The sequence below is a fragment of the Bradyrhizobium sp. BR 10261 genome (genome assembly GCF_019455395.1).
In the GTDB taxonomy this organism is placed as follows: domain Bacteria; phylum Pseudomonadota; class Alphaproteobacteria; order Rhizobiales; family Xanthobacteraceae; genus Bradyrhizobium; species Bradyrhizobium manausense.
Window position 1 is genome coordinate 34,276 of record NZ_JACOFQ010000047.1, and the last position, 11,942, is coordinate 46,217.

Below are 11,942 nucleotides of genomic sequence, written 5' to 3' on the forward strand. Positions count from 1 at the left end.
CCTCCGATACTTATGAAGCCGCCTTGAGCTTCGGCTGCGCGCCGGGCTTGGGCCGGCCGATCTTCGCCAAGGCTTCGGTGCGCACGAGCTTGAGCCCTTCCTTGGCGTCGTAACCATGGATTTCCTTCACATCGAGCTTGCGCATGAAGTCGATGGTCTCCTGGGTGATGACCTGGCCGGGCACCATGATCGGGAAGCCCGGGGGATACGGGATCACGAAGTTCGCCGAGACCAGCTCAGGGCCGGCCTTCAGCCGACGGTCGATCTCGGGATCGTTGAGGCGGATATGCTCGCAGCCCGCCACGTCATAGGCGGCATAGAAGCCGCTGCGAATATCGCCCTCGTTGGTCTTGGTGCCGGAATCGCCGCGGAAGCTCGGATGAAAGTGGGAGAAGTTCGGCAAGTCAGGCACGTCCTTCATCAGGCTCTTGACGCGCGCCTCGAAGGTCTTGCGCGCGTTTTCGCCGCCTTGCACCAGCCCGCGGTCGACCTCGCCTGCGATCTCGGCGAGAACCCGAATGAGATGCGCAACATCGCTGCGGGTGTTGTTGATGTTGGACTGGACCAGGACCGAGTTGCGCGAGGTCTTGTTGACCTGAATGTTGTACTCGTTGGCCAGAATGCCCTTGAACTGGGTACCATCATAGCCGGCCATGCCGCACACCAGCGTCATGCGGGTCGGGTCGAGGCAGAACTCGTCCTCATCCAGGCTCTTGAGCGTATTCGCCCAGTTCACGCCGGGAGCGAGAAAATCCGTGAAGCCGCTCTGGCGGTATTGCGCCGGCACCATGGCGTCGGCGCCGAGGATGCGGAAGTATTTTGAGAGCAGCGGATTGTTGTTGACCGCCTGGCGGATCGCCAGCGCGATCTCGATCGCATTGGCGACGAGCCCATAGCCCTCCAGCTCCATCTGCCGCCGCGAGATGTCGAGGCTGGCGATGAGCTGCTGGTTAGGGCTGGTGGAGGCATGCGTGAACACGGCCTCCTTGAACTGCTGCTCGACCGTGTGGAATTCGACGTCCTTGACCGACAGCATCGAACCCTGCCGGATCGCCGACATCGACTTGTGGGTCGAGTTGGTCTGGTAGACCCGCAGGCGAATCTGGCGCGGATCGGGAACGAGCCTTGTGCTGAGCAGCACCTCATCGGTCGGATTCTTGCCGAGCTGCGCCTTTTGCTTCTCATAGGCATCGACCGACTTCGGATCGCGCATCCACGCCTCGATCTCGTTGGCGGCGCCGAGGCCGGTGCGGCGGCGCAGGAACGGCGAGAAACGCGCGAAGCCGAACCAGGCCTCGTCCCACAGGAAGATCAGGTCCGGCTTGATGGCAAGACATTCCTCCATCACCCGGCGGGTGTTGTAGATGTGGCCATCGAAGGTGCAGTTGGTCAGGTCCAGCATCTTGACGCGATCGAGCCGGCCCTCGGCCCTGGCGTTGAGCAGCGCCTGCTTGATCGTCTTCAGCGGCACCGCGCCATACATCGAATATTCCGTCATCGGGAACGCTTCGACATAGAGCGGCTGCGCACCGGCGAGCACCATGCCGTAATGGTGCGACTTGTGGCAGTTGCGATCGACGATCGCGATGTCGCCCGGCGCGAGCAGCGCCTGCACCGCCATTTTGTTCGAGGTCGAGGTGCCGTTGGTCACGAAGAAGACGCGGTCGGCGCCAAGCGCCCTCGCCGCCTTTTCCTGGGCCTTCTTGATGTTGCCGGTCGGCTCCAGCATGCTGTCGAGACCGCCAGTGGTTGCGCTGCTCTCGGCCAGGAACAGGTTCGGACCGTAGAACTCGCCCATGTCGCGGATCCAGTCGGATTTGAAGATCGACTTGCCGCGGGCGATCGGCAGCGCGTGGAAGGTGCCTATGGGACGCTGCGCGTATTTCTTGAGATTGTCGAAGAACGGCGTGTCGTAGCGATCCTGGATGCCTTCGAGAATCGACAGATGCAGCTCCAACAGCTCTTCCACCGAGTAGAAAATCCGGCGAACGACATTGGTTTCCGGATTGCCGGCAAGCTCTTCGACGTCCCGATTCGAGATCATGTAGAGGTCGAGCTCTGGCCTGACGCGCTTGATGATCTGGGCGAGGCGCAAGGCGGACGCATCGGATTCATCCTTGAGGCCGGCCATGGCCGTTAGCGAACGGAGGACCGGCGCTTCGTGCCGCGAACGAAGGCCAAAGCCCTCGTTGATGACGACCGCCCCCAGATTCGGATTGAGCATGGTCGCGCAGAACGCGTCTTCCAGACTGCCGACGATGACGGGTTCGTAGATGAAGCCGTCTTCCGGACGGCGCAGCTTGCGCCATTCGGCCGCAAGAGCCGGCCACTGGCTAGACGATATGCCGGTGACGATCAAAGTCTCGAAATAGGGTCGGCGCGCCTTGTGTCCGGCGAAGGTGGGCGAGACCAGTTCGGGCGCATCGCCGTTGCCGTCATCCTTCGCATTCCAGTCACCGGCATGCTGGCGGAACGACCGCGTGGCCAACGCCTGAGTGATCCGCGTTGCAAGCGATCGCGACGCGGCCGCATCGCCAGACGAGGCTGCCTCGCGCAAAGCCGCCATCAGTTGCAGGCCGGGATAGCCGTGGAACTCTTCCGTCACCGACAGACTGGCCAGCGCCTCGTCATAGGCCGCGCGATCGCCGCCGCGCGCCCAGACTTTGGCAGCCTCGACCAGATCACGCCAATCGTCCGCCCGCGCGCCGGGACCGGAGAAGAACTGGTCGATGCGCTTCTGCGCCGCCTTGGTGTCCTTGGACATGTGTCTCTCCCGATCCTGACAGGCAAAAGGTGATGCGGGATCGTGCTTTGCGCGCCTGTCGCTCCATTGATCCAAGTCAACGGTCGCGCGCATTCTCGGCAGGCGCGATGCCGTTCGCATTGCAACAAGCTCGTCAAGCCGTTCGCTGAGCCGGACCGCCTGTGCTTTCGCCGAGCACGCTGTCGAGCGAGCGCAGCCACTGACTGCTGTCGGTCTTCTCACTGAGCCCCTCGGCGCGCAGGAGGTCACGCCTCGGGCGAAACGCGGTGCTTCCAGCGAGCGGCTCGACATCCGCATGCCGCGCACTGTCTCGGCAACTGACTTATGATGATGGTGAGCCCCGCCCCCGCCTTGAATCCGACAAGGATGCTGTCACTAACGAGCCGGACCAGACGCTGAGCTTGAACAGCCAGGCGATGAAGCAGAGCACGGCAACGCCGAAAGCCGCGAGACTTGCGATCTGCGCATACTTCACGGCATTGCCACCGGCGAGCGCGCCGACGGTCGCGGCAATCATCAGCGAGATCGCCGAGGTCGGACCAATCGCCAACTGCCGCGAAGTCCCAGCAAGGCATAACCAATGCCGCCGAGCATATAGCCATAGACACCGATCTGCGGCTGCAGGCCGGCAAGTGCGGCGTAGGCCAAGGAGACCGGAATGGCGTAAGCGGCGAGTGTGACGCCGGCGACGGCATCGGAGGCAAGCCATTCGCGACGATAGGCCGCAAGCCAGCCGGCCGGTGGAAAGAACCGCGTCCATTTCGATTCGGATGGCGCATTCATGTGACCACCTCGCGCGGTGTGGCTTCGCAGCGCAACAGGACAATCAGGAGTGCGATCACGGGAATGCCGAGCGCGAGGCTGGGAACTGTCTCGGTCGCGAAAGCCCCGGCGGCTGCGCCGCAGCCGAACACCGCGCATAGCGCGAAGAAGATGGCCGACTTGCGCAGCGTCCCCAGCGGGGCACCGCCGTAGGCGACCGCGAAGATGTTCTCAACGGTCTGACGCATGTTGCCGGTGATCATGACCGTGCTGCAGGCTGCGCCTTCGACCTTGATGAATATCGCCGATTGCATGGCCGCGACCATGGAAATGCCGAGCGTTCCAGCAACATCCGGCACCCGGTTGTGCAAGATTCCGATCACGATCAAGAAGACTATCTCGACCAGGACGCTGAGCGCACTGGCCCGCTCGCCGGCCGCGCGGCGCAGCCAGGCCGCCATGACGATGCCGGCGGTGAAGGCCAGGATGGGCGGCACGAAATGCAGTGCCTTGGTCCAATCGCCGGCCATGGCGTTGACCCAGAGAAAGATCACGTTGGCGGTCTGGGCGTTCGCCAACACGCCGTGGATGATCCATGTGTAAGCATCGATGAAGCCGCCGGCAAAGGCCAGCAGCAGGACAATCTCGACTGTTTCATCGCGGCGGACCGCGCCGGCGGCGATGTTCAACGTGCTCATGTCGACAATACGGGGCGTAAATCCTTCATCGTTTCATAGACCCCGCCACGTCCTCGCCGGGGCTTGATCTGGATCAAGCAATCTCCGCCCGCAGCAAATCAAATCGCGGCAAAAGCGCCGGGGAACGTCGACCATGGAAACCGTCAGGTGGATCATCGTCACCGCACCGGAAATCTTCCTGCTGCTGGCGATTGCCATCGGCACCATCCTTGGGCGGATCAAGATCAGCGGATTCTCGATCGGCACCACTGCCTGTATCCTTGTTGTCTCTGTCTTGATCGGACAGCTCGGCTCCTTCTCCTTTCCACCGATCCTGCGGGCGATCCTGTTCAGCCTGTTCGTCTTCACGATCGGCTACCGGTCCGGGCCGGAGTTCTTTGCCTCCTTGAGCGTCCGGACGCTGGCGCAGGTCGTGCTGTCGCTGGTGATCGGCGCAACGGGCCTCGTGCTCGTGCTGATCTTTGCCCAACTGTTCAAGCTCGATACCGGCACCGCCGCGGGCCTCACCGCCGGCGCGCTGACCCAGTCCTCGGTGATCGGCACCGCGTCGGGCGCGCTGGCGCAGCTCGGCCTCGCACCCGACATCTTGAAGCAACAGGAAGCCAATATCGCGGCCGGCTATGCTGTTACTTATGTGCTCGGCTACATCCTGACGCTGCTGTTCGTCCCATTCGTCGCGCCGCGGCTGATGCGGGTCGATCTCAAGGCGGAGGCCAAGAAACTCGAGACCGAACTTGCCGGTGGCGTCCCCGCGAAGACGGACAATCTTTCCTACCGCAAATTCCAGGCACGAGCCTATCGCGTCTCGGCCGCCGCCGGCCGCACCGTCGAAGCCATTGAAGCCGAGATCGGCGGACGTACCGTCGTCGAGCGGATCGTCCGCCATGGCGCCGACGTCGGACCGCATCGCGACGTCGTGCTCGAAAATGATGACGACATCGTCTTGACCGGCCCGACCGCGGCAATCGTCGCGGCCAAGCCGGTCATCGGCGCTGAAATCGACGCTGACGAACTGCTGCGCAACCTGCCTGGCAACGTCGTCGACGTTCTCATAGAGAACCGGAAGCTGCACGGCCGGACGCTCCGCGAGGTGGTCGACGTCGTCGGGGACGCAGCCCGCGGCGTCTTCCTGCGCGCACTGACCCGGATGGGCCGCGAAGTGCCACTCGGGCCCGATACGCGCGTCTATGTCGGCGACGTCATGACGCTGGTCGGCAGCACCGGCAATATCGCGCGGGCCACGGCGCAGGTTGGTTCTGCCCTCAATACGAGCGATCGCACAGATATTGCTTTTCTTGCCGCCGGCATTGCCGCCGGTCTTCTGGCCGGCCTTGCCAGCCTCAGGGTTGGCAGCGTGGCGCTGACGCTCGGCGGCGGAGGTGGCGCGTTGATTGCGGGCCTTGTCTGCGGCTGGCTGCGTTCGCGCAGGCCGGCCATGGGCGCGATGCCGCCAGCCGCCCAGCAGACCTTGAGTGATATCGGCCTTGGCGGTTTCATTGCGGCGATTGGCCTCGGCAACGGCCTCGCTGCCTGGTCGGCGATCCAGGCCCATGGCCTGCTCCTCGTCGGCATGGGCGTGGTCGTCACCCTCGTCCCGATGACGGTCGGAACGCTGGTCGCCTACTACGTGCTCCGGATGAACCCGGTTGTGACGTGCGGCGCGCTGGCCGGCGCCATGACAGTGGATGCCGCCGTGACCGGTGCCTGCGATGTTGCCGAGAGCAAGACGCCGGTGCTTGGCGTTGCGGTTCCGTATGCGGTCGGCAACGTCGTGCTGACGGTGCTCGGTCCGATCGTCGTTGCCGCCACATATTCGGGATGACGGAGGGCATGATGGGTCCCCTGCCTACAATCCTCTGCCGGTTCACGACTGCCATCCTTGTCCTTTTCGTCCTTGCGCCGCGCGCGCATGCCAAGGACGACGTACGGAGCCAGGAGGAGATCTGGGTACTGCCGCTGCCAATGTTCGCCCTGTCGAGCCTGAACCCGCCACCGGTGAAGGCGATCATCACCTTCGCCGCCGGCCGCGGCGGCCGTGTCGGTGGCAAGCCCAACAACAACTATGCGCCTGACAAGCTGGTGGAAGCGATCGCCGATTTCGGCAGCACCTCGCGCGTGCCGATGCTTTGGATCTACATCGAGAACGACACGTTCTTCGGCCCCGAACTGTCGAAGCCGATGCGCGACGCGTTCACGGCCGCCGGCGGCAAGGCCGAGTACCATTTGATGCCGCCATTCGGCCACGAGGGCCACTTCTTCATCGGCTCACCGGACGCGATTCCGATATGGTCGCCTCTGGTGACCAAATTTCTCGATGCGCAAAAATAGCGCCCCGATCCGGAGACACGAACCATGAGCAGCGCTCTCAACTGTCTCTCAGCCTTTTTGGTCCTCCTCATCACCGCGAGCTCAGCGCTCCCCGCCGAAGTCGCCACCCGTGGTCAGCGCGAAGCCAAGGACATCAACTACGGCGCCTGGCAGAAACTATGCTTCAAGGCGGGCGGCGCACCCACGTTGTGCCGGACCACGATCACAGGCAAATTCCCGACCGGTCAGATGGCCGTGCGCATCGACTTGATCGAGCGCGACGGTACCCCGACAGCGCGACTGCAGCTGTTCGTGCCCGTTGGCATGTATCTGCAGCAACCGGTCAAGCTCACCATCGACGAGGGTGCTCCGGTCCGCGTGCCGTATACCTGGTGCCTGGCCAACGCCTGCATCGCCGCCGACGTCGCTCCGGCAGACGTGGTCAAGCAAATGGAGGCCGGAAAGACGCTGACACTCGAGACGGTCGATTCTAATCTGCTGGCGCTCACGACGTCGGCGCCGCTTACCCAGTTCGCCGCCGCGCACAAGGGCGCGCCGGCCAAAACGCTGGAGCAGTATGTCGACGAATGAAGGGTCTGGCAGATCAGGCGGCGGCCGACGCACGCATCACCGAGGCGATCAGCGATTCGGCCGAGAACGGCTTTGTCAGGTATGCAATGCAGCCTGATGCGATCGCAGCGGCATGATTTGCCGCGCTGTCATTGCCGGTGATGTAGATGACCGGCGCGATAACCCCCTGCCCTGCCAGTCGGAGCCGCAGCTCAATGCCGGACTTTCCGTCAAGATTGATGTCGAGCACGATGCAGATCGCCTCCTCGAACCTGCCCTGATCGAGCAAAGCGTTCGCTGACTCGAACAGCGTCGCAACGAACCCGTGCGCACGAAGCAGCCTGCTCAGGCTGGTCCGCATCGAAGGATCGTCATCGACGACGAAAACTGTTTCGCGGGACGGCAAGGGAGCGACCTCTCGGGCCGGCGCTATTTGTAGCGCGACGCCCGCATGGCAGCACCGACGCACGAACTTTCATATTGTCCCTTGGGGCAGTCCCGTTGCCGCAAACCACGATCCTGACCATCAGAGAGCTAGTCGCCCTTCGTATCGAGCAATCCAAGCCGTTCCGCGATCGAAACAAGCTCTGCAAGCGAATGAACTTGCATCTTCTCCATCACCTGGTGGCGGTGGGCCTTCACGGTTCGCTCGGTCGTCCCCAGCTCATAGGCGATCTGCTTGTTGATCTTGCCGCGCACGATGAGATCAAACACCTGTCGTTCACGCTGGGTCAGCCTGGCGAGGTGCGCGCGAAATACCTCCAGCCTGCCACGTTGGCTCCGCAGGGCGTCCTGCCGCACCAGCGCGCGTTCGATCGCGTCAAGCAGCAACTCTGACGAGACCGGCTTGGTCAGGAAGTCTTCCGCTCCGGCCTTGATCGTCCGCACCGTGGTTGCCGTATCGGCATGTCCGGTCAGGAAGATGATGGGCAGCGTCGAGCCCGATGCTACCAGCCGGCTCTGCAATTCGGGGCCGCTCAGTCCCGGTATCCGCACGTCGAGCAGAATGCATCCGGGCTGATCGTCACCTGGCGCGGCGTCCAGCAGGTCCTGCGCCGACGCATAGGTCGCGACATCATAGCCAGCGAGCTTCAGCCGGCGTTCTATCGCCGTCCGGAACGATGCGTCGTCATCAACTACGTGGACCAGGCCGGGCACTCTTCACCTATCGGAGAGTTCAACGATGACGAATGAATGACCAAAGCGATATTCGGCAAATTGAACGAAAATCAAAATATGTGCTTCCTCGCGAGATCCCTTACGTAGGCAGCAAAGGACTTCTCAATCCGCGCAAGTAAGTCCATCCGGTCACTGGGTACCATGTACCTTGGGACAATGGTTGGGAATACCGCGTTAGTCGTAAATCAACTTCAGCGGGAACGGGATAGCGCGGCCGCATTTCCTGCGACGAGATTTTCTGTCCGACGGACCAATTCGGCGTTGAGCTGAGGAGTTGGCCTATGTTCGTTCGCATCACCACTGATACTGCACCGCGCCCCAATTCGCTCCGCGACCTCGGCATGACCAGCTCTTCAACTGCGCTGGTCAGTCTGAGCGAATTTTCCTACAAGAAAGGCGCTGAAGTCTACGGCGAGAAAGAGCCCGCCGAATATGTCTATCAAGTCAAGTCCGGGGCTGTGCGGAGTTACAAGCTGCTGTCGGATGGTCGCAGGCAGATCGGCGCCTTTCATCTCACTGGCGATATCTTTGGCCTGGAGAATGGCAGCGAGCACAGATTCACGGCCGAGGCGATCGTCGATACCACAGTACGTCTCGTCAAGCGGCAGAGCCTCGAACTGGTCGCCGAGAATGACGCGATGGTCGCCAGGAACCTCCTCAGCATGACCACGAACAACCTGCAGCATGCGGAAGATCATATGCTGCTGCTCGGGCGCAAGACCTCCCTGGAGCGCGTTGCGGCGTTCCTGCTCGAGATGGATGGGCGGCTGACCGCGGCGAGTGTCATGGCGCTGCCCATGTCGAGGCGCGATATCGCCGACTATCTTGGCTTGACGCTGGAGACCGTCTCACGCGCCTTGTCGCGTCTGCACGAGCTCGGCATCATCGGCTTTATCGGCAACACACAGCGTCAGATCGTGCTGCTGGACCGGCACCAGCTTGCAAGCCTCGATCTACCGGCTTGACCTGACGGGAAGTCGCTCATGGACGGTGTGTGGAGCACCATCCGGGATCGTTCGCGCGACGTCCGCTGTCCCGGTGATGATAATCTGCACACCGATGCGGAGCAGGAGGAACGCCGACAGCCTTGTAACCACGCTGGTGCGCTCCTCTCCGAACACGCGCGCCATGGCGCTCGACTTGCGGTAGGCGTGGTATATTGCCGCAGTTGGCGAGCGCACCCCCCGTCCGCGTTCACGGCACGTGTTCCTTTCCTGTGAAGACATCGTCCTTGATCAGTCCGACGTGGTCGAGCGTCTTGCGCAAGACCTCGAACAGGATTGCGGCTGACCAGCCGAACAGCAGCACGCCGTTCATCGCGGTCAGCGGCCCGATCAGCCGCCATTCGCGCACCGGCGTGATGTCGCCATAGCCGAGCGTCGTGTAGTTGACGAAAGCGAAATAGATGAGGTCGCTCTCGGGAGCGGCCACGGCCTGGACGATGGCATAGGTCCATGCCCATATCAGGACTTCCAGCGCATGCGCGACATTCAGAACCGCTGCGGTCGCAATCATCACGCCCATCAGATGCAATCTCGGCCGCTCGACCTTGCGAAGACCTGCGCTGCGGGCAATTGCGACGGCGACGAGGGTAACGAGTGCGTGAATGCCGATGTTGATCGCACTGATCAGCGCGCCGACCGTCAATTGCAACAGCATGGGGCTCGACCAGACCTCAATCGCGCAAGCCGTTCCGGACAGCCGATGCCCCTCTCCAGCATCGACCGCCCCTGAAGGGCGCCGAACAGCCATCCAAGAGGGGCTGCAATCGTCGACGTTGATTTGGGTCAACGGTCGGCAACAACGTCCGGCGCCGGCGCGGCCCGCTCGATGCGGATCCAGGCGGCCGCAAGCTCCCAGGCAACCGCAAGGATGATCGGCCCGATGAAGAGCCCGATGATCCCATGCGCGAGCGTTCCACCGATCACCCCGATCAGGATCACGAGCGTCGGCGTGGTCAGCCCGCGCCCCATCACCAATGGCTTCAGGATGTTGTCGAGCAGGCCCACGATGACGAAGAATATCGTCAGCGGCAGTGCCGCGGTCATGTCCTTGTCCATCCAGATCCAGATGACCACGGGAAGAAGAACGATGGCCGCGCCGATCTGCACGATTGACAACAATAGAACGATGACAGCGAGCAAGCCCGCGCTCGGAATGGCGGCGAGCTTGAAGCCGATGCCGGCGAGCAAGGCCTGGATGATCGCAACGCCGATCACGCCCTGCGACACCGCGCGGATGGTGGCGCCGGAAAGCTCCAGAAAATGCTCGCTCTGTTCCGGCACGATCCGGAACAGAAAGCCACGGATCGCACCGGCGAGCTGCGGCCCGTAAGGAAAAAGGCACCCGGTAACCAGCACCGACAGCAGGAACTCAAGCGTGCCAATGCCGGCGCTGCCGACGAAGGACAGCATGAACCCCGCAAGCGGCTTCAGATACGGCGTCACCTCCTGCAGCACCGCTCGGATGTTGGTGTAGGCCAGGTTCCAGAGATCGTAGAGCTGCTGGCCGATCACGGGCCAGCTCTTGATCTGCTCAGGTGCGGCCCGCAGCGCGAGTTCGCCAGCACTGATCTGGCTTGCGATGTCCCGGATCCCGTCGACGGCACTCAAGCCCAGCCACGCCGCGGGGCCGATGACGATGCCAAGCATGATCACCGTGAGAATGGCCGCCGCGATACGCGGGCTGCCGCCGAGGAGTTTGGCGAGCCAGCTGAACGCCGGATAGAACGCCACCGCCAGCACCGCGCTCCAGGTCAGGATTGGCACGAACGGCTTGATGATCAGGAAGGTCCACGCGACCAGCAGGCCGAGCAATCCGAGCCGGATCACGAGCTGGATGACGCCGTCGGTCGTCAGAACTTGTCGAATTGTCTTCAAGCGTGGTGCCTGTGTGTCCTCAGGAGCCTGCTCAGCGTAGCGGCTCCGCTCGTGCAGCCGGCTTGATCCAGATCAAGCAGTTCCGCCGCAGTCACCAGCCTGATCGCCGGATGCGGACGACGGTCGTCGTCTCCGCCTCATGAACGCAGCGAGACACTGATGATTGACGCCGCGAGCTACACGCGCCGGGACACGTTGCGTGACGGCACGTCCGTCGAAATTCGGGCGCTCCACCCTGGGGACGAGGTCGAGATGCTCGCGGCGCTGGGCCAGACCAGCGCGCAGTCGCGGCGGCGTCGGTTCTTCGTCCCGAAGCAGCATTTTTCGGACAGGGAGCGCGACTTCTTCATGGAGATCGATTTCGAGCACCATGTCGCGCTGGTCGCCTGCGTGGACGATGCGGGCATCGTCGGCGGCGGTCGCTACATCGTCGCAGAGCCAGGCCGCGCCGAGATGGCCTTCATGGTGATCGATGCCTGGCAGGGGCGCGGCATCGGTGGCCTGCTCCTGCGTCACCTGATCGCGCTGGCGCGCGACGCAAAGCTGAGCGAACTGACGGCAGAGGTGCTCCCCGAGAACGCAGCCATGCTCCGCCTCTTCGACAGATTTGGATTCGTGCGCGCAAAGGGCTGGGATCCCGATGCCTTCCACCTGGAATTGAAGTTGGCCTAGATCAGATCAAACTCCAGTTAATTCAGCCAATTAGACACAATTATTGACGCTGAAATTGTGAGCGGCCCGAGACATAGGTGACAAAATGTACCGGACACATGGGTTACACTT

At 62.7% G+C, this 11,942-nt stretch carries 11 protein-coding genes and 2 pseudogenes; 5 read left to right on the forward strand and 8 right to left on the reverse strand.

What is annotated here, in order from left to right; genetic code table 11:
* Positions 1-10: 10 nt before the first annotated feature.
* From HYH07_RS34160 to HYH07_RS34170, 3 genes and pseudogenes are all read right to left on the reverse strand, one after another.
* On the reverse strand, positions 11-2,764 hold the full coding sequence (locus HYH07_RS34160) for a decarboxylase (RefSeq protein ID WP_220006582.1): 2,754 nt from the start codon (positions 2,762-2,764) through the stop codon (positions 11-13).
* 290 nt (positions 2,765-3,054) lie between these two features.
* A pseudogene (locus HYH07_RS34165) lies at positions 3,055-3,547 on the reverse strand (SulP family inorganic anion transporter); the annotation flags it as partial.
* Positions 3,544-4,224: a YoaK family protein gene (locus tag HYH07_RS34170; RefSeq protein ID WP_220006583.1), complete on the reverse strand. Its 681-nt coding sequence runs from the start codon at positions 4,222-4,224 to the stop codon at positions 3,544-3,546. The pseudogene HYH07_RS34165 and the gene HYH07_RS34170, both read right to left, overlap by 4 nt.
* Before the next feature lie 133 nt (positions 4,225-4,357).
* Between HYH07_RS34170 and HYH07_RS34175 the strand changes: the two genes are divergently transcribed.
* The 3 genes and pseudogenes from HYH07_RS34175 (at position 4,358) to HYH07_RS34185 (ending at position 7,122) form a co-directional block, all read left to right on the forward strand.
* Entirely contained in the window at positions 4,358-6,046 is a 1,689-nt protein-coding gene (locus tag HYH07_RS34175; RefSeq protein ID WP_220006584.1) for a transporter, read from the forward strand.
* A 146-nt stretch (positions 6,047-6,192) separates the two neighbouring features.
* Positions 6,193-6,552 (forward strand): annotated as a pseudogene (locus HYH07_RS34180) (dienelactone hydrolase); the annotation flags it as partial.
* A gap of 24 nt (positions 6,553-6,576) precedes the next feature.
* The gene (locus tag HYH07_RS34185; protein ID WP_220006585.1) at positions 6,577-7,122 is read left to right on the forward strand and encodes an invasion associated locus B family protein; all 546 of its coding nucleotides are present in this window, start codon (positions 6,577-6,579) and stop codon (positions 7,120-7,122) included.
* Positions 7,123-7,135: 13 nt separating this feature from the next.
* On the opposite strand, the gene HYH07_RS34190 is transcribed toward HYH07_RS34185, so the two are convergent.
* Complete coding sequence (locus HYH07_RS34190) at positions 7,136-7,462, reverse strand: response regulator (RefSeq protein ID WP_312016714.1); 327 nt, start codon at positions 7,460-7,462, stop codon at positions 7,136-7,138.
* Between the two features lie 173 nt (positions 7,463-7,635).
* On the reverse strand, positions 7,636-8,259 hold the full coding sequence (locus tag HYH07_RS34195; RefSeq protein ID WP_220006587.1) for a response regulator transcription factor: 624 nt from the start codon (positions 8,257-8,259) through the stop codon (positions 7,636-7,638).
* A gap of 302 nt (positions 8,260-8,561) precedes the next feature.
* Between HYH07_RS34195 and HYH07_RS34200 the strand changes: the two genes are divergently transcribed.
* Positions 8,562-9,245, forward strand: coding sequence for a helix-turn-helix domain-containing protein (locus HYH07_RS34200; protein ID WP_220006588.1), 684 nt, complete (start codon positions 8,562-8,564; stop codon positions 9,243-9,245).
* Here HYH07_RS34200 and HYH07_RS36665 read toward each other — a convergent pair.
* The 3 genes from HYH07_RS36665 to HYH07_RS34215 all read right to left on the reverse strand — a co-directional run bounded on the left by HYH07_RS36665 (position 9,234) and on the right by HYH07_RS34215 (position 11,159).
* Positions 9,234-9,506 (reverse strand): MarC family protein, encoded by a 273-nt coding sequence (locus HYH07_RS36665; protein WP_220006589.1) that lies wholly within the window; start codon positions 9,504-9,506, stop codon positions 9,234-9,236. The genes HYH07_RS34200 and HYH07_RS36665 overlap by 12 nt on opposite strands.
* A complete protein-coding gene (locus HYH07_RS34210) occupies positions 9,475-9,939 on the reverse strand; it encodes a potassium channel family protein (protein WP_220006590.1) in 465 nt (154 codons plus the stop codon). Before HYH07_RS34210 ends, HYH07_RS36665 begins: the two co-directional genes overlap by 32 nt.
* A gap of 128 nt (positions 9,940-10,067) precedes the next feature.
* Positions 10,068-11,159: an AI-2E family transporter gene (locus HYH07_RS34215; protein WP_220006591.1), complete on the reverse strand. Its 1,092-nt coding sequence runs from the start codon at positions 11,157-11,159 to the stop codon at positions 10,068-10,070.
* A 159-nt stretch (positions 11,160-11,318) separates the two neighbouring features.
* Here HYH07_RS34215 and HYH07_RS34220 point away from each other — a divergent pair, with 159 nt between their 5' ends.
* Positions 11,319-11,831: a GNAT family N-acetyltransferase gene (locus HYH07_RS34220; protein ID WP_220006592.1), complete on the forward strand. Its 513-nt coding sequence runs from the start codon at positions 11,319-11,321 to the stop codon at positions 11,829-11,831.
* Positions 11,832-11,942: the final 111 nt, after the last annotated feature.

Excerpts from the sequence above, each read along its gene's own strand:
- HYH07_RS34170 (WP_220006583.1), bottom strand. The coding sequence starts at position 4,224 with ATGAGCACGTTGAACATCGCCGCCGGCGCGGTCCGCCGCGATGAAACA.
- HYH07_RS34220 (WP_220006592.1), top strand. The coding sequence starts at position 11,319 with ATGATTGACGCCGCGAGCTACACGCGCCGGGACACGTTGCGTGACGGC.
- HYH07_RS34210 (WP_220006590.1), bottom strand. The coding sequence starts at position 9,939 with ATGCTGTTGCAATTGACGGTCGGCGCGCTGATCAGTGCGATCAACATC.
- HYH07_RS36665 (WP_220006589.1), bottom strand. The coding sequence starts at position 9,506 with ATGTCTTCACAGGAAAGGAACACGTGCCGTGAACGCGGACGGGGGGTG.
- HYH07_RS34160 (WP_220006582.1), bottom strand. The coding sequence starts at position 2,764 with ATGTCCAAGGACACCAAGGCGGCGCAGAAGCGCATCGACCAGTTCTTC.
- HYH07_RS34185 (WP_220006585.1), top strand. The coding sequence starts at position 6,577 with ATGAGCAGCGCTCTCAACTGTCTCTCAGCCTTTTTGGTCCTCCTCATC.
- HYH07_RS34190 (WP_312016714.1), bottom strand. The coding sequence starts at position 7,462 with ATGCGGACCAGCCTGAGCAGGCTGCTTCGTGCGCACGGGTTCGTTGCG.
- HYH07_RS34175 (WP_220006584.1), top strand. The coding sequence starts at position 4,358 with ATGGAAACCGTCAGGTGGATCATCGTCACCGCACCGGAAATCTTCCTG.
- HYH07_RS34200 (WP_220006588.1), top strand. The coding sequence starts at position 8,562 with ATGTTCGTTCGCATCACCACTGATACTGCACCGCGCCCCAATTCGCTC.